This is a genomic window from Clostridium sp. TF11-13AC, assembly GCF_003481065.1.
GTDB lineage: Bacteria > Bacillota > Clostridia > Lachnospirales > Lachnospiraceae > Otoolea > Otoolea fessa.
This window is the reverse complement of the sequence record NZ_QUKJ01000002.1, coordinates 644,521-660,858: the sequence shown is the minus strand read 5'-3', so window position 1 is coordinate 660,858 and position 16,338 is coordinate 644,521. Positions and strand designations below refer to the sequence as shown.

The window sequence follows — 16,338 nt, the reverse complement described above, 5'->3', positions numbered from 1 at the left end:
TCTGATTTTGACATCCTTTTAGCAGAAATACAAATGATGCATAAATTAAAGCGGCTATTTTCGCTAAATATTTATGCATCATGTATAGGTTTGCTGATTTTCTCTCGAATTATGTCGAATCAAGAGAATACAGCTTTATATTGTTTCTGATATGTACTGTACTTTTTTCAGATGTCTTCTCTCTCTTTGCATGGATATTTCCCGTCATTTTGACTGTTCTATCTTGATGCTGTCATACCAGACATTCATGCCGGTTTGTCTGTCTCCGGAAGAGAATTTCTACTTTTTCTTCTTTACCATCGCAAGAATCGACTGAAGCACGATGAAGAAGCATAAAAGCGCCGCAATGGTGATACGGGTCCACCAGGAAGAAAGTGTTCCCTGGAAAGTGATAAATGCCTCGATCGTCGCCTTGATAAGGACGCCAAACAGGGTTCCGAATACATTACCGACGCCGCCGGTTAAGAGCGTGCCGCCGATAACAGAGGAAGCTATCGCATCCATCTCGAAGCCCTTTGCCTGCTCAACGAAGCCGCCCAGCGTATTCAGACAGAACAGGACGCTGCCGACGCCGCAAAGGAAACCGTCCAGGATATAGGCTTTCAGTTTTACCCGGCGCACATTTAAGCCCATCATCAGCGCTGACTGCTCGTTGCCGCCGATCGCATAGATGCTGCGTCCAAATTTCGTATATTTCAGCATGATAAATGCCAGAACCAGAAGAACCAGCGCAATCACAACCGTCGGATAGATATATGGATAAATCATCATGCCTTTTTTGTTGAGATAGCCGCCGAACGGAATATAAAGTTTCATCTTCGCCCATGCCATGAAAGTTTCATTCGTAATACTGATCATGTCCTTGGAAATGATCGCAGTCATGCCGCGGGCAAAGAACATACCCGCCAGGGTAACAATGAATGGCTGGATATCCATGTAGGCAACCAGGAATCCCTGTACCAGACCGAAGACAATCCCGGTCACCAGCACGATGAGAACCGCCGGAACCGCACCGATACCGCCTTTTTCCATCATCCATGCCAACATCATACAGCCCATCGCCACGAAGGAACCGACGCTGATATCGATACCGCCGGTGATCATGACGATCGTCATGCCGATACCGATGACAATCAAACCCGCATTGGAAATAAAGAGGTTTAAGAAGTTCTGTGTCTTGGCAAAGCCCTGTGCATTAAAGAGCACGCAGCCGATCGCGTACATCACGAAGAACAGCAGGATCGTGACAAGAAGCAGGAACGTGTTCTGATTTAATTTCTTCTTTTCTTTCATGATTTATGCCGCCTCCTTTCCTGCCGCGCCCAGTTCTTTTTTCTGTGCCAGGGATTTTCTCCATCTAGCGAATCCCGGTGACTGGAGTGCTACGATGATGACAACCACGATCGCCTTGTAAACCGGAACCTGATCCGAGGATACGTGCATCGCATACAGAGTGGTCGTCAGCGCCTGAATTGTATACGCGCCGATGACGGAACCTGCCAGCGAGAATTTACCGCCGCCGAGGGAGTTTCCGCCGATGGCAACTGCCAGGATCGCATCCAGTTCCATATTAAGACCGATGTTATTCGCATCCGCCGAGTAGATACGGCTGGAAGCAATCAGACCGGAAAGACCGGAGCAGAGTCCACAGTACGCGTAGGTGAGGAAAATAATCATAACCGACTTGATGCCGACAAGCTGGGACGCCCGTTTATTGATACCGACCGACTGGATATACATGCCCAGTGCCGTTTTCTTCAAGAGTAATGAAGTCAGCGCCACAACGACGACCGCCACGATAAACGGGGTCGGAACCGGGAATCCCGGAAGGGAAGCGCCCAGGGTACGGTAGCTGTCCACGCGCACGTATGTGATCTGTCCATCCGTGATCAGCTGGGCGATACCGCGCCCGGCGGTAAACATGATAAGAGTCGCTACCATCGGCTGGATGTTTAACTTTGCAACCAGAAAACCGTTGAAGCAGCCAATCGCCGCGCCGACGATGAGCGCTGCCAAGAAGCCGAGAATCAGCGGATTGGCATATGCAGTTGCTGCGCGCTCGCCGCCGGTTAAGAGGTTGCAGCAGACTGCCGCACTGACCGCCATGATCGCACCGACGGAAATATCCGTTCCAGCGGAGGACGATACGACAAGCGTCATGCCGACTGCCAGAATCACCAGCTCTGACGCACGGTTGATGATATCGATTAAGTATCCGTAGAGAACGCCGTTCCGCACCTCGATCGCGAAGAAGTTCGGCGTCGTGACGATATTTACCAGCAATACCAGCGCAAGGCAGAAAATCGGGAGAAACAGCCTCTGCGAGGTAATTTTTTTGAACGTCATATTTTTCATAGCTACTGTCCTCCTGCAATGGTTGACATGATGTTGGACTGGTTCATCTCATCCTCGGAAAGTTCTCCTACCTTTGCACCATCACGCATAACGACCATGCGATCGCAGGTACGGAGCATCTCCTCGATCTCGGAAGAAATAAACACGACTGCCATGCCCTGTTCTGCCAGTTTTACGACCAGTTTCTGAATCTCTGTCTTGGTTCCGACGTCGATGCCACGGGTCGGCTCGTCCAGAATCAGGAAATCCGGGTTGGTCAAAAGCCAGCGTCCGATGATTACCTTCTGCTGGTTGCCGCCGGAGAGTGATTTGATCGGTGTCTCACGGCTGGCGGTCTTAATCTGCAGCATATCAATGTATTTATCGGTAAATTCTTCCTGCTGCTTGCAGCTGAGCAGGTGGAACATACCGCGTTTTGCCTGAAGTGCCATGATCAGGTTCTCACGCACGGATAGATCCGAGATGATACCCTCGTTTTTCCGATCCTCCGGCAGATATGCCATGCCGGCATTCATCGAAATCAACGGGTGGCGCGCCGCGATCGGTCTTCCCTTGACACTCAGCTCGCCCTCATCCGGCTTTTCCGCTCCATAGAGAACACGGACCGTCTCAGAACGTCCCGAACCCAGAAGCCCGGTAAATCCGACGACTTCACCCTTGTGAATCACCAGATCAAACGGCTTTATGTATCCTTTCTTTCCGAGTCCCACCGCCTTGATGACGATGTCCGCTTCGCCGTGTTTCTCCTCACTCTTGGAATCCTTGATCGCTGCCAGATCATCGAAATCCTTTCCCATCATCTTGGCAACCAGCTGGACTCTCGGAAGCTCCGCCGTCGTAAATTGTCCTACCAACTGCCCATTCCGAAGAACGGTGATCTTATCGCAGACTGCATACACCTGCTCCAGGAAATGTGTAACGAATATGATGCCGACGCCTTCGGATTTCAGGCGGCGCATCAGATTAAAGAGCTTTTCTACCTCTCCATCATCGAGGGAGGAGGTCGGCTCATCAAGAATCAATACCTTTGCCGACATATCGACTGCACGGGCGATCGCTATCATCTGCTGAATTGCAATCGAATAATTGTCGATCGTCTGTGTTACATCTGCATGTATGTCAAGGTCCTGCAGCAGTTTGCTGGCCTTTTTATTCATTGTTTTCCAGTCAATCAATCCGCCTTTTCGCGGTTCGCGTCCGATAAACAGATTCTCTGCAACCGTCAAGTTCGGACAGAGATTGACTTCCTGATACACGGTGCTGATGCCCCGGTTCTGTGCCTCCTGCGGGCTGCGGTTGATGATCGCATGATCGCAGCCGTCTATCATGATTTCCCCTGTTTCAAACTCCTCTACACCCGTCAGGACTTTGATCAGCGTGGATTTTCCTGCGCCATTTTCCCCCATCAGGGCATGAATTTCGCCTTTTTTTAAGGTAAAATCCACATTCTGCAGAGCTTTTACACCCGGGAATGTCTTATAAATATGCCTCATCTCAAGAACGGAATCCTTTTCCATAAAAGCTTTGCCTCCTTATTTTTTGAAAAAGAAAGCGCAGGGACGGAAACCTAAGCCTCCAGCCCCGCGCCTCCTGATTGCCAAGTGCCTGCCGTCCGCCGAAACCTCCGGTCTGACACTCATTCACTTACGGTCAAAAGCGATTGCCTGTCCGATTATTAACATTTAAAAATACCATTCAAAAGCGAATTAGTAAGCTCTTGTCTTTAAGATTTCTTCCAGATCCATGCTTGTATCGAAGTATGCTTCGTCTACGTACTGAATCTTCTCAACCTCTTCGCCTTTTTCCAGTTTCTGGATGATTTCAGCTACACGCGGACCATGAAGCGGGTTGCACTCGAAGGTTGCGTTTAAGTCGCCAGCGATCATGGACTCGAAAGCTGCCTTTACGGAGTCAAAACTTACAACGATGATGTCGCCGTCCGGACCACAGGTCTTGCCTGCTGCCTTGATAGCATCGATGGCACCAAATGCCTCGTTATCATTCTCACAGATAACAACGTCGATGTCATCATAGCTCTTTAAGAAGGACTCCATAACTTCCTGTCCTTTTGCCTGGGTAAACTCACCAGACTGTCTGTCAAGCATCTTCCAGTTGGAGTGCTCTTTCAGCTTGTTATCCATACCTTCCGTACGACCAACCTGTGCGGATGCACCGATGGTACCCTGAATGGTAACCATGTTGATCTCTTCGTCGCCGCGTCCCTGATCCTCTAAGTATTTAGCCAGCCAGTCGCCGCAGGTCTCGCCTTCTTTTACGAAGTTTCCGCCTACCCATGCCTCATACAGGCTGTCATCAGAAAGCTGCATCTGACGGTCAGAAAGGATAACCGGGATACCAGCCTCTTTTGCTTCTTCCAGAACGGTCTCCCATCCAGTCTCAACAACCGGAGCAACTACAATGTAGTCAACACCCTGCTGGATGAAAGAACGGATTGCCTTAATCTGATTTTCCTGTTTCTGCTGTGCATCGTCGAAAATCAGTTTGTAACCATTTTCCTCAGTAAATGTAGATTTGAAAGATTCGGTGTTGGCTGTTCTCCAGTCAGACTCAGCACCAACCTGTGCATAACCTACGGTAATCAGATCGCCGTCTGCTGCCGCTTCTTTCTCTTCACCCTCTTCTGCTGCCTCTGTATCAGCCGGAGCTGCTGCCTCCGTCTCTTTCTCAGCCGGATTGCTTGTACAAGCGGTCATGGATAACGCCATTGCTGCTGCTAAAGCTGCGGACACTAATCTTTTTCTCATACTGTTTCCTCCTTATAAGACCCAATATATTTGTTTTTGCGTATTTATTATAACAAAGTACCCCGCATCATGGATACGGGGCATCTTTGGAAAAAGGTATATTATTTTTTTGCGATGTTTGTCGTTTTCTGTGTTTTTCCGGGTATGTCTTTAAAAAATTACAATTTTTTTCGAAAAAGTTATGATTTTTTTTGATTTCCCAAATAAACCTTAAAGCAGGTGCCGATATTCTTTTCAGATTCAACCAGGATCTCAGCCTGATCGCCATAATACATCTGAATCCGCTGTGCCACATTATGTAACCCAAATCCGCCGCTGCCGATGGGGGCAAGTTCCTCTTCCGGCTCCAGTGTCAGCTTGGCGCGCACGGCGGCAAGCTCCGCCTCATCCATGCCAATCCCATCGTCCTCCACCTCAAAGACAAGCCCATTCCGATCCTCATAGCCGCGGAGCACAATGCATCCGCCGCCGCGCTTATTTTTGATGCCGTGGTAGAGGGCATTTTCCACCAGCGGCTGCAGCAGCATTTTCAGCACAATCTGGTGCCGGATGGACGGCTCGATCTCGATCGAATAGTCGAGAATGTCCTCGTACCGGATCTTCTGAATCTTTAAATAGCTCCGGATGTGTGATTCTTCCTCCTCGATCGTGATGAAATCGCGCCCGCCCGATAAAACCGTGCGAAAAAAGTCGCTTAAATCCGTCGTCATCTCCACGACCTGGCGGTTGTTGCCGCCCTCTGCCATCCATACGATCGAATCAAGTGTATTATAGAGGAAATGGGGACTGATCTGCTCCTGGTGGAGGCGCAGCTCCAGCTCCCGCAGGTTCTTCTGCTCCTGCCTCGTCTTATCAAGCAGCCGCCGGATGCGGTCGCTCATCTGGTTAAACGCCCGTGCCAGCACGTTGATCTCTTCCAGTCCGCCCGTTCTCGCCCTCGCATTCAGGTTCCCGCGGCCGAGCTGTTCTGCCGTCCTCTGTAACTGCTGCAGCGGTTCCGTGATGGATTTCGTGATCGTGACTGCCAGAAACATACCGACCACCAGCACCACCAGAAGAAGCGCCAGATAGCTCTGCATCTGATCCGCCATCTGCACCTTCAGCTCTTTCTGAAGCTGCTCCATGTTGATCATCTCATAATAGGTATACTGCGTGATGTAATCCTGAATCATCGAGCACAGACCCTGGATGTCATTCTCCCAGATATTGACATTTTCATCGTAATATCCACCGGCGGCGGCATTTCCAATCATCTTATCCACTGCCCGCTCCAGGGAATCCAGACAGGAGAGGATACCTCTTATCTTGATATCACAGTCCGACCCCGGTTCCCGCTCGATCGTCGTTCCGAACGCCTGTCTCGCCGACGCAATCAGGCTGTGGGGATTCTTGACCACCGTCGCATACTTCGTCTCGCCCTCGACAATATCTCCATTTTCGAACTGTTCCGCGTCAATCAGCCCGATCATAACACGGTACATCGAATACTCCATATCCGATTTGAACTTTATGTTGTACTCATTCGCCGTCTTTAGATTCGCCAGAATCGCGTCATAGGAAGCAGAATAGGAAGCGATCATCTTCTGGAATCCGAGCGCCATGCCTGTCAATGGAATGGCAATCACGAAGAGGAGAAGGATCAGACGGGCGCGGAGAGAAAGAGGGCGATATGGACGGGCAGCGGATAATGAATCCGCACCCGGATCCTGATTTTTGTTTACCTCTGCCATCCCTTCTGTTTTTCCAATCTGCCCCTGCTCCACTCCCATATCTTTCCTCCCTTTTTGAACACCTATGTACTTTCGGAATCTTTCTGTGCTTGATTTTGTGAGATGATTTTTTGTCAGTTGTGCCCAAATTTCTGAGGCGTACGCGGTGCGTACGTTGATGAAATTCGGGTGCGGCTGGCGGAAAATCAGCCACAAAAGCAAGTGCAGAAAGACTCCGAGAGTACATACCTTCCTTACTCCTGCCGCGTCTGGCTCGCCTTATACTCTTTCGGCGACTGTCCCATCGCTTTCTTGAACGCCGCGCTGAAATAGTGTGAATCGTTGTATCCCACCTGCTCTCCGATCTCGGAAGTCCGGTAGGAGGTACATTTCAAGAGCTCACATGCCCGTTCCATCCGCACCTGCGTCAGATACTCCACAAAGGACTGCCCCGTTTCCTGCTTGAAAATCGAGCTGAAATAGCTCGGACTGACGCCAATGTGCACGGCAATCCGGTTCAGCGACAGGTCGCTCTGGCTGAAATTTGCCCGGATATATTCCTTTGCATCCCGGATCACGCTGCCATAACGGTCGTTCGACGCCCGGTCGCGCGCCTGCAGAGCAGCCGTAAACTCCTCAATCAGATAGGCTTTCGTCATCTCCACGCTCTCGATCACCTTCGGAACCAGTTTTATGTCAACCACGCTTTCCGAAACCTCCGGCGGCTCCGCTTTCAATTTCTTCAAAAACTCCTGCACACAGTAAAAAATATCCATCGTCATATACTGACGCAGCAAGAGCGATTTGTAATTATGTTCACCGATCGCTGCGAAATACTCCTCGACAAACGGACTGCACTCTTCGACTGAGCCGAGCTTTAAAAAATCGTTGATAAGCTTCCGGTCAACGCCGCTGTAATCCGTTTTGTCCAGAAATTCTGTATATTTTTCGTAGCTGACAAAATACCGCTCCAGAAGCCTCGATTTTTCCCGTTCTTCCCGGATCTCGTCCGCCGCCTTTTTCAACGCATCGATGAGTCCCGCCGAGGATACCGGTTTCAGCAGATAATCGCTGATTCCTATCTTGATCGCCTCTTTTGCATATTCAAATTCATTGTAGCCGCTGAGCACGATGATCCGCGTGCGCGGAAGCGTCTTTTTCACCAGACGGCTCAGCTCCAGCCCGTCCATAAACGGCATCTTGATATCCGTTACCAGAATATCCGGCTGTGCCTTCAATATCAGCGGATACGCGTACTCGCCGTCGCCCGCCTCCCCCGCAAATTCAAATCCGTGGCTCGCCCAGTCAATATTATCCCGTATACCGTGCCGGATGATCGCCTCATCCTCTACCAGAAACACCTTTACCATGGTTTTCCCCCCTGGACTCCATTTTTCTCTGTCCTTTTTATCCATTTGCCCGAATACACCCGTTTTTCATTTCCGTCCACACGCCATTTTGCCGGCTGAAAATATTCACGCCTTACTTCTTCTCACTCACTTCATACAAATCACTCCGCCGGTTTTCCAGCGACGGAATCTGCTTCCGTATCTTCTCCAGATAATCTAAATCAATCTCCGCATAGGTGATCCCCGGTGCATCCTTTGACCGTGCAATCACCGTTCCCCACGGATCTGCCACCAGGCTGTTGCCGTATGCCGCATATGCCGGTTTCTGTCCAATTTGTCCCGGCGCCACGATGTAACAGCCGTTCTCGATCGCCCGCGCCCGCAGAAGAACCTCCCAGTGATCCTTTCCCGTCGGCATCGTAAAGCTCGCTGGAACAAAGATAACCTGCGCCCCACGAAGCGCCATGAGCCGGTAAATCTCCGGAAAACGCACATCATAGCAGATCGACATTCCAAAAATGCCCAGCTCCGTCTCCACCGTCACAATCGAATCGCCCGGTTTGACCCGGTCCGACTCCCGGTACGGCGTGCCGTCCGCCAGCGTGATGTCAAACATATGCAGTTTGCTGTATGTCGCCAGAATCTTCCCCTCCGGCGAAATCAGCACACTCGTATTTGCCGATCGTTTTTCCCCCGGAAGTGCCTGCGTGATACTGCCCCCGTGAATATAGACGCCGTGTTCCTTCGCTTTCGCGCAGAGGCGCTCGGTCGTGTACCCCGGAATTTCCTCGCGTCCGCCGCCTTCACCGATATTTTTGCCGATCAGATTCATCACCTCCGGGAAACAGATAAGCTTCGCCCCCTTTGCCGCCGCCTCGTCAATCCAGGCGCATGCCGTCTCCAGATTCTTTCCTTTATCATTCTGTGTATCCATCTGCATCAATGCCACTGTATATCTGCGTATCATAAATACCCCCTGTATCCTGTCTATAAGCGCTTTTTTCTCCACAATTACCTATTACCTATATTTTATTATAGCATCTCTTTTCCACACGGGTCAACCAATGCAAGGCCACCACGTTTTCTTACGGCACTTTCGGTTCCAAAAGTGCCTACCCGTATACAGTAACCCGGCTTTTCACTTCCGCATATTATTAAAGTAAGAATGTTTCAAGGAGCGTAACTGTCCCACTGATACACAGTTACCCAGGTATTTGCTTATGCCGCCCATTCTGGAAGTTTCCGGGCTTTCCTACTCCTACCACACGATATCCGGGGAGACGAAAGCCCTTTCTGATATATCATTTCAGGTAGAAACCGGCGAATTTATCGCCATTGTCGGACCGTCCGGCTGTGGAAAATCCACGCTGCTCTCCTTAATCAGCGGGCTCCTGCCGCCGGAAGAAGGTTCCATTCTTATAAATGGGGTTCCGCTCTCGAAAAGCCAGTGCCGCATCGGTTATATGCTGCAAAGCGACCAGCTTTTCGAGTGGAGGACGATCATCCAGAATGCTGCCCTCGGGCTGGAAATCCAGAAAAAAATGGATCATGCCGCGGAAGACCGCCTCCACCGGCTCTTAAAAATCTACGGACTGGAACAATTTGAGCATTCCCGCCCCTCCGAACTATCCGGTGGAATGCGCCAGCGCGCCGCCCTGATCCGGACACTGGCGCTGGAACCGGAGCTTCTGCTTCTCGACGAACCATTTTCGGCGCTCGATTATCAGACACGCTTAACCGTCTGCGATGATATCAGCACCATCATCCGGGAGAGCCGCAAAACAGCGATTCTGATCACCCACGACCTCTCCGAAGCCGTGAGTGCCGCCGACCGCATCCTGGTTCTGACTAAACGCCCCGGAACCATCTGCCGCATCCTGCCGGTTACCTTCCCGCTGTCCGCTAACCGACCGCTGGAACGCCGGAATGATCCGGCTTTTTCTCTTTATTTCAATGAACTATGGAAGACACTGCAAGGGGAGGGCAAAAAGTATGAAATGTAAGAAAGAATCCACCGCCCAGAAAGCCTACCTCCGCCGCCAGCTCCATCGGCGCCGTCTGGTTCTCTTCTGCCGGATTTTCTTATTCGTTTTCTTTTTAATATGCTGGGAAATGAGCGCCCGACTGGGGCTCATCGACGCGTTTATTTTCAGTTCCCCGTCACGCACCGTGCGCTGTTTCCTGCGGATGATGCAGGACAAAAGCATCCTCATCCACACCGGCGTGACGCTCTATGAAACGCTGATCAGCTTTACACTGGTCATCCTCTGCGGGCTGATCGGCGCGGTTCTCCTCTGGTCGAGCCGGAATCTTTCAGAGATTCTGGAGCCATATCTCGTCATGCTCAACAGTCTGCCGAAATCCGCCCTCGCCCCGATTCTCATCGTCTGGCTTGGGAGCAACATCCGCACGATCATCGTTGCCTCCATCTCGGTCGCTGTCTTCGGCTCGATCCTGACACTCCACAACGGATTTTCCTCGATAGATCCCGACCAGATCAAATTAATCCGGTCCCTCGGAGGAAACCGGATTCATATTTTAACCAAAGTCCTGCTGCCTGGCTCAATCCCGCTGATTCTCGCCAACATGAAGGTCAACATCGGTCTCTGCCTGGTCGGCGTCATCATCGGTGAATTTCTCGCTGCCAAACAGGGACTCGGATATCTGATCATCTACGGCTCACAGGTATTCCAGATGGATATGGTTGTGATGAGTATTATTCTTTTATGTATTATGTCTGCGGCGCTATATCAGGGAGTAGGAATACTGGGAAAATTTCTACAGCAGCAATATCACCAGCATTAAATCTGTCCACTGCTTCACGTTTGCTGTTCTTAAACGCCTGCATTTTTCCGCATCCTGTTCCCGCCGAAGCCTGTTTCCTGCCGCTTTTCTTTCCCTCATCCTGTAGAAAACTTGCAGGGAACAGACTTTACAGCTTCTGCTCCTTCTCCAGCTTCTCTGCTTCTTCCATCTCCTCTGCCGCCTCGACTGCCGTCTCCTCCGGAGTCTCGCTTTCAAGCGGAGCCGTACCGACCGCGATAAAGGTTCTCGCAGCCGCCAATGGCAAAAAGCCTACATAGGCGCTATAGATGCCGAACTGACCGACCGCCCACGCTCCGAGTACCACGCCCAGGAAAAAACAGATGACCGTATAGGTATAAAGAATTGCTTTTCTCTTAAATTCCTTATCCTTTGTCAGACCGTACTGCAGCCAGCCAAGCACCGACTGTTTGAAGTTGTTCGTCATAAAGATCGTCGCACTGTTAAATCCGTCGGCACCGGAATAGACGCCCCACTGAAATGCGGATGCAAAGAAAATCGGATAAATTCCGACCAGCGCCGGTTCAAGCGGCAGCATCGATGCCAGTGCCAGCGCAGCCGCATCCACCCAGAGGGCAAGTTTCCGCATGTTTATCTTCGTAAAGTTCGTGAGCAGATATGCGGATGCCACGCCCAGTCCAAACAGCACCAGCGCAGCCAGACGCAGAAGGACGTTAAACCATTCCATCGATACCAGTTCCGCTCCCATCTCCATCAGGTTGCCTGTCTGAGCAGAGCCAAAGTTTCCGACATGAAGCAAAATCGCATAGGCTCCGAGAAATCCCCCGACCAGGGATATATTCCAATGAAGGATCGCATCCAGGCGATCCCGAATCACTTTCTGTACCATACCATTACCGCCTTTCGCGGTTGATTGTATCGCGCGGCGGCTGGATCGTCAATGACAATTTACAAAAAATTACCATTTCTATCATAGACATTATCTATATAATGGCAAAAAAATCACTCCGGATAGTCTCCCAAAAAAACTGTCCGAAGTGTTTTTTCTATCTCCTTTAATCATGCACCGCACAAGTAAAAAGCATATCCCGGTTAATGGTTTTATAAAACATCTCCCGTATTTCTTCCGGATCACTGGTTTGTCCCAGAATCCACATTAATTTTGTCACAACCGCTTCCAGCGTCATATCATAGGCCTCCAAGAGGTCAAATTCCTTTTTAATGCTTTTTCCCACCTCGTAGACTGACATATTGCTGCCCTCATTGGTTACCTGGGTGGTCATGACAACTGTTTTTCCGGTCCGCACCAGATCTTCAATGGATTTATGAAAATCACCCGAATCATAAGTTGGAATGCCTCCGACACCGAAGGACTCCAAAATCACCGCATCACAGTGTTCTGCCATGTAATCCAGCACGCCGGAATCCATGGCCGGTATCAGCTTCAAAAGGCCCACTTTCGGATTCAATGAATGATAAAACCTCACCGGTTCTTTCATCTGCTCTTTATCATCCAGATAGAAAATAATATGCCCATCTAGGATGGCTGCAATATAAGGGAAATTGATACTGGAAAAGGCATTGTAGCTCTTCGTTTTTTCTTTTTTTCCTCTGGTTCCGGCAATCACCTTGCCGTCAAAGACAATCGTTACACCATATGCCTTATCGCAGCTGGCGAACCGCAGACTGTCTGAAAGATTTGTTCTGGCATCGGTGATTTCCAAATCAATCGGCTTCTGTGCGCCGGTCACAACGATAGGTTTTCTCGAATTCTGCACCAGATAAGAAAGCGCTGCCGCCGTATAAGCCATGGTATCGGTTCCATGGCAGACCACAAATCCATCATAATCTTCATAGTATTTTTCAATGGTCTCTGCAATCATCAGCCAGTAACGCGGCTGCATATTCGTACTGTCAATATTAATCACCTGCAGCGAATCCACCTTACAAAACTCTTTTGTATCCGGAACATACCTAAGCAATTCTTCCGATGTAAGAAGGGGCTTGAGCCCATCCTCACTGCTTTTACAGGCAATCGTGCCTCCCGTTCCAACCATTAAAATTCGCTTTAATACCCTGTCTTTTACTAAACTACTCATTGATTCCTTATTTCATCGGCAATTCTCTTCCCTGTCTCAGACTCCGCAATTCCTCCTAATGCAGTTTCCCGAAGTTCTCTTGGCAGTTGCTTCCCTACTCTGTACATAGCCTCAATTGCCTCATCTGCCGGAACCGGACACACCGTATCTGCCAGTGCCAAATCTGCACTGACAATGGCATTCACCGCCTGAGACGCATTTCTCTGTGCACATGGTATCTGAACTAATCCTGCAATCGGATCACAGACCAATCCCATCACATTAATCAATGCCAATGACACCGCTGCTGCCTGCTGTCTGCAGGTTCCGCCTGCCAGATACACTACGGCTGCAGCTGCCATAGCAGCCGCCACTCCACATTCTGCCTGACATCCTCCCTCCGCTCCTGCAACAGTGGCATTTTTCACTACCACCGCTCCAATTCCGGAAGCAATGAGAAGTCCTTCCAGGATCTTTCTCTTAGATAGATTCCACTCTTCTTCCATCGTAACCAGAACGGCTGGAAGAATTCCGCACGAGCCTGCAGTCGGGGCCGCACAAATCTTACCCATCGCCGCATTCGTCTCACTTAACGAAATGGCACGTGCCATCATTTTATTGATACCCACCCCACACAGACTATTTCCGTTTTCTGCATAGCTGAACTGGCGCTCCGCCATACCGGTGATCATTGTTTTCCGAAGGCGTTTTCCAGATTCACCAAGTGCCGCTGTCGTTCCATTTTTCATGATGTCATATCGATTCTCCAGCTCTTTCCAGACATCATCCTCACATTTATCCGTACAACGCATCTCATCTTCAAGAATCTCCATCCACATCGGCTGATTTCGTTCCTCGGCTGTACGGCACAAATCCTCAATTGTATTATACACCTCTGCCTTCCCCACTTTCTTCTATATTCTACTGCATATTCCTGGCACATATCTTAGGTCGTTACTGTTCACGCATACGTGCCCAGTAACCTTAGGCCTTCCTGCCGAAAGTTATATCTGTACTGCCTGTACACTCAATACATCCGGAATCCGGCGAAGACGTTCAAGAATTTTATCATCCACCGGCTCATCCACCTCTATAATGCTCAGTGCATGCTCTCCTTTCGTATTTCTCGTCAGCTTCAGAGTTCCTACATTCATGTCTTCGTCCAAAAGAACGCTGGTAATCTGATGAATCATGCCTTTTCGATCCATGTGACTAATCACAATTGCAGGCAGCTCAGCTGAAAGATCAATCCGGCAGCCATTTAAATCATTAATCATGATACGACCACCTCCAATAGACGATCCTACCATACAAAGGACCTGCTCCTCTCCATCAAAAAGGCGAATTTCTACTGCGTTTTCATGAACTCCCTCCATCTGCTTTTCAAAAAATTTCCAGGCGAGTCCTTGTTCAGCAGCAATCTGAAACGCGTCGGGAATCCGCCCGTCTTCCGGACTCATACCAATAATACCCGCAAGTAATGCCAGATCAGTTCCATGTCCGCGATATGTTTTCGCAAACGATCCATGTAAGCCAAATTCTGCTCTGTTAAACGTTTTTCCGCAAAGTGCGCGGGCAGCCCCTCCCAATCTTGCAGCCCCTGCTGTATGGGAACTGGACGGTCCTATCATAACCGGTCCTATCACATCCATAATACTAATATCCATCTTTCTCCTCCTGATAGTCAGAGTGCATTAACGTCTTTCTGCCGTCATCCGTTCCAGATAAAGAAGTGTTCCTAGCGATGATATTTCATTCAATGATAAATCGCTCCCCATTTCCATATACTGTACTGCTTTTTCAATTCTATATTTTACGGAATTAACATGAATTCCCAAAAGCTGTGATACTTCTTTAATACTGCGAAGAACCAGATAAAGGCGAAGTGTGTTCAAAAAAATTATCACTTCATCTGAATATTTGATTTTTAATTGATCCGCCGAATACAAAAGAACTTTCTGTTCCCTCGGCGCATTCGTAAGCAGGTAAAGTAAAGAAAGCTCATCCATACTGTAAAGCCCCTTCAAAAACAGAAGAGAATTCAATAAATTTTTTATTCGCATGATCTCTCGATGCAGTTCCTTATTTTTATATTTTCTTTGTGAAAACACAAACAGATTCGGTTTATTATCTTCTGACAACCTGCAATAAACATCATACGGCGATTTCATCCCTTCCTCTTCCGGAATTAACAAAATACAGTACTTCTGATTATAGTTACTTTCATACAAAATATACTTTCTGTCAAAGTTTAATTTCGATTTGTCAAAACTATCAAATCGCATGAACACTATGTATATTTTTGCTTTCCCGTAGTATGGTATTGCTGGTTCAATTTTTCGTATTTTACTGCCCTGAGAAATATTATCCAGTTCCCGAACTATATAAGGCGCCATCTGATGATATAGCTGAAGCATATTCTCCTGCACTGACCCCCGGCTCGGACAGCAGGCCACCATGCTGTTTTCTCCAAAATATACAACTGCCAGGCGTGAACTATCAATTCGAAGCATCATCGGCGATTGCATCGTATTCCCCTCATTCTGTCGTATCTTCTGAATCCGGGAAATCAAAAAAGCTACCGTAATTCCTTCTGTTCCATAACTGTAAACCGTCAATGCACTCATCACAATCGGAAGCTGCAAAATCTCACTCATTTTCCGGCACAGCATATCCGGATCTTTATTCACATGAAAATCAACAAAGGTCCCCAATGCCATATCCATCCAACTGCGTTCGATCGATTCCATGCTGTTGTTTGCGATGATGCTATATTCCGAAACCATATCTCCCCACCGAACAGTTACAGGAATATATAAAATCGGAAAACCACATTCATTTCCCAATTTCAATATCTCAGGATCTATCTCCTCATTTAGGTAACTTCCAGGCATTATCCCGATCCCAGCACATCGATGCTCGATCATCGCCTCAATCAGATGTATCCGGTTTTCTTTATTATCCGCCAGGCTCCAGAAACTCGTCAGATAAAAAATCCCCTCATCCAAATACTGAACAACCGCTGGATAGGTCTCTTCTAGAATCTCGAATCGTCGTATCACACGATACGCACCATTTCCTCCCGCTGCAATATAGCCTTCACGCATGGAAGGCAGATTCAATATATCAATTGCTCTTATCATTCTGCCAGCACCTCCGAGTCGTGTTATATAGCGATTAATTATACTACAAATTGCCCGAACCTGCACCTAAAATAAAGGTTAAAATCAACACATTACACAAACCCTCAAAAAAGGGGGATGCTGCAAATCTGCAGCACCCCCTTGCCTATTTTTCT

At 48.9% G+C, this 16,338-nt stretch carries 14 protein-coding genes; 2 read left to right on the top strand and 12 right to left on the bottom strand.

Features of this window, described 5'->3' with window-relative positions; translation table 11 throughout:
• Positions 1-279: 279 nt before the first annotated feature.
• The 7 genes from DXD12_RS07345 to DXD12_RS07315 form a co-directional block, all read right to left on the bottom strand.
• Positions 280-1,293, bottom strand: coding sequence for a sugar ABC transporter permease YjfF (locus DXD12_RS07345; protein ID WP_117796234.1), 1,014 nt, complete (start codon positions 1,291-1,293; stop codon positions 280-282).
• Between the two features lie 3 nt (positions 1,294-1,296).
• Positions 1,297-2,355 (bottom strand): ABC transporter permease, encoded by a 1,059-nt coding sequence (locus DXD12_RS07340; protein WP_118472223.1) that lies wholly within the window; start codon positions 2,353-2,355, stop codon positions 1,297-1,299.
• A 2-nt stretch (positions 2,356-2,357) separates the two neighbouring features.
• The gene (locus DXD12_RS07335; RefSeq protein WP_118637927.1) at positions 2,358-3,872 is read right to left on the bottom strand and encodes a sugar ABC transporter ATP-binding protein; all 1,515 of its coding nucleotides are present in this window, start codon (positions 3,870-3,872) and stop codon (positions 2,358-2,360) included.
• Between the two features lie 189 nt (positions 3,873-4,061).
• Positions 4,062-5,120: an ABC transporter substrate-binding protein gene (locus DXD12_RS07330; RefSeq protein WP_117796237.1), complete on the bottom strand. Its 1,059-nt coding sequence runs from the start codon at positions 5,118-5,120 to the stop codon at positions 4,062-4,064.
• A 179-nt stretch (positions 5,121-5,299) separates the two neighbouring features.
• The gene (locus tag DXD12_RS07325) at positions 5,300-6,889 is read right to left on the bottom strand and encodes a sensor histidine kinase (protein WP_118637925.1); all 1,590 of its coding nucleotides are present in this window, start codon (positions 6,887-6,889) and stop codon (positions 5,300-5,302) included.
• Between the two features lie 194 nt (positions 6,890-7,083).
• A complete protein-coding gene (locus DXD12_RS07320; RefSeq protein WP_118637923.1) occupies positions 7,084-8,199 on the bottom strand; it encodes a response regulator in 1,116 nt (371 codons plus the stop codon).
• Between the two features lie 112 nt (positions 8,200-8,311).
• Positions 8,312-9,145, bottom strand: coding sequence for a carbon-nitrogen hydrolase family protein (locus DXD12_RS07315; protein ID WP_118522978.1), 834 nt, complete (start codon positions 9,143-9,145; stop codon positions 8,312-8,314).
• 253 nt (positions 9,146-9,398) lie between these two features.
• On the opposite strand from DXD12_RS07315, the gene DXD12_RS07310 reads away from it, so the two are divergent.
• Both DXD12_RS07310 and DXD12_RS07305 read left to right on the top strand, forming a co-directional pair.
• Positions 9,399-10,181, top strand: coding sequence for an ABC transporter ATP-binding protein (locus DXD12_RS07310; protein WP_107000596.1), 783 nt, complete (start codon positions 9,399-9,401; stop codon positions 10,179-10,181).
• Positions 10,171-10,983: an ABC transporter permease gene (locus DXD12_RS07305; RefSeq protein WP_118491669.1), complete on the top strand. Its 813-nt coding sequence runs from the start codon at positions 10,171-10,173 to the stop codon at positions 10,981-10,983. The genes DXD12_RS07310 and DXD12_RS07305 overlap by 11 nt, the downstream gene beginning before the upstream one ends.
• Before the next feature lie 127 nt (positions 10,984-11,110).
• On the opposite strand, the gene DXD12_RS07300 is transcribed toward DXD12_RS07305, so the two are convergent.
• From DXD12_RS07300 to DXD12_RS07280, 5 genes are all read right to left on the bottom strand, one after another.
• A complete protein-coding gene (locus tag DXD12_RS07300; protein WP_118481901.1) occupies positions 11,111-11,851 on the bottom strand; it encodes a YoaK family protein in 741 nt (246 codons plus the stop codon).
• A gap of 166 nt (positions 11,852-12,017) precedes the next feature.
• A complete protein-coding gene (locus DXD12_RS07295) occupies positions 12,018-13,061 on the bottom strand; it encodes an asparaginase (protein ID WP_118629067.1) in 1,044 nt (347 codons plus the stop codon).
• A complete protein-coding gene (gene sdaAA / locus DXD12_RS07290) occupies positions 13,058-13,933 on the bottom strand; it encodes an L-serine ammonia-lyase, iron-sulfur-dependent, subunit alpha (RefSeq protein ID WP_107000600.1) in 876 nt (291 codons plus the stop codon). Before sdaAA ends, DXD12_RS07295 begins: the two co-directional genes overlap by 4 nt.
• A gap of 111 nt (positions 13,934-14,044) precedes the next feature.
• Entirely contained in the window at positions 14,045-14,707 is a 663-nt protein-coding gene (sdaAB, locus tag DXD12_RS07285) for an L-serine ammonia-lyase, iron-sulfur-dependent subunit beta (protein WP_118629069.1), read from the bottom strand.
• A 27-nt stretch (positions 14,708-14,734) separates the two neighbouring features.
• Entirely contained in the window at positions 14,735-16,249 is a 1,515-nt protein-coding gene (locus tag DXD12_RS07280; protein WP_147354015.1) for a PucR family transcriptional regulator, read from the bottom strand.
• Positions 16,250-16,338: the final 89 nt, after the last annotated feature.

Bases quoted from the DNA above. Each gene is read 5' to 3' on its own strand.
- DXD12_RS07345 (WP_117796234.1), bottom strand. From the start codon at position 1,293: ATGAAAGAAAAGAAGAAATTAAATCAGAACACGTTCCTGCTTCTTGTC.
- DXD12_RS07340 (WP_118472223.1), bottom strand. From the start codon at position 2,355: ATGAAAAATATGACGTTCAAAAAAATTACCTCGCAGAGGCTGTTTCTC.
- DXD12_RS07335 (WP_118637927.1), bottom strand. From the start codon at position 3,872: ATGGAAAAGGATTCCGTTCTTGAGATGAGGCATATTTATAAGACATTC.
- DXD12_RS07330 (WP_117796237.1), bottom strand. From the start codon at position 5,120: ATGAGAAAAAGATTAGTGTCCGCAGCTTTAGCAGCAGCAATGGCGTTA.
- DXD12_RS07325 (WP_118637925.1), bottom strand. From the start codon at position 6,889: ATGGGAGTGGAGCAGGGGCAGATTGGAAAAACAGAAGGGATGGCAGAG.
- DXD12_RS07320 (WP_118637923.1), bottom strand. From the start codon at position 8,199: ATGGTAAAGGTGTTTCTGGTAGAGGATGAGGCGATCATCCGGCACGGT.
- DXD12_RS07315 (WP_118522978.1), bottom strand. From the start codon at position 9,145: ATGATACGCAGATATACAGTGGCATTGATGCAGATGGATACACAGAAT.
- DXD12_RS07310 (WP_107000596.1), top strand. From the start codon at position 9,399: ATGCCGCCCATTCTGGAAGTTTCCGGGCTTTCCTACTCCTACCACACG.
- DXD12_RS07305 (WP_118491669.1), top strand. From the start codon at position 10,171: ATGAAATGTAAGAAAGAATCCACCGCCCAGAAAGCCTACCTCCGCCGC.
- DXD12_RS07300 (WP_118481901.1), bottom strand. From the start codon at position 11,851: ATGGTACAGAAAGTGATTCGGGATCGCCTGGATGCGATCCTTCATTGG.
- DXD12_RS07295 (WP_118629067.1), bottom strand. From the start codon at position 13,061: ATGAGTAGTTTAGTAAAAGACAGGGTATTAAAGCGAATTTTAATGGTT.
- sdaAB (WP_118629069.1), bottom strand. From the start codon at position 14,707: ATGGATATTAGTATTATGGATGTGATAGGACCGGTTATGATAGGACCG.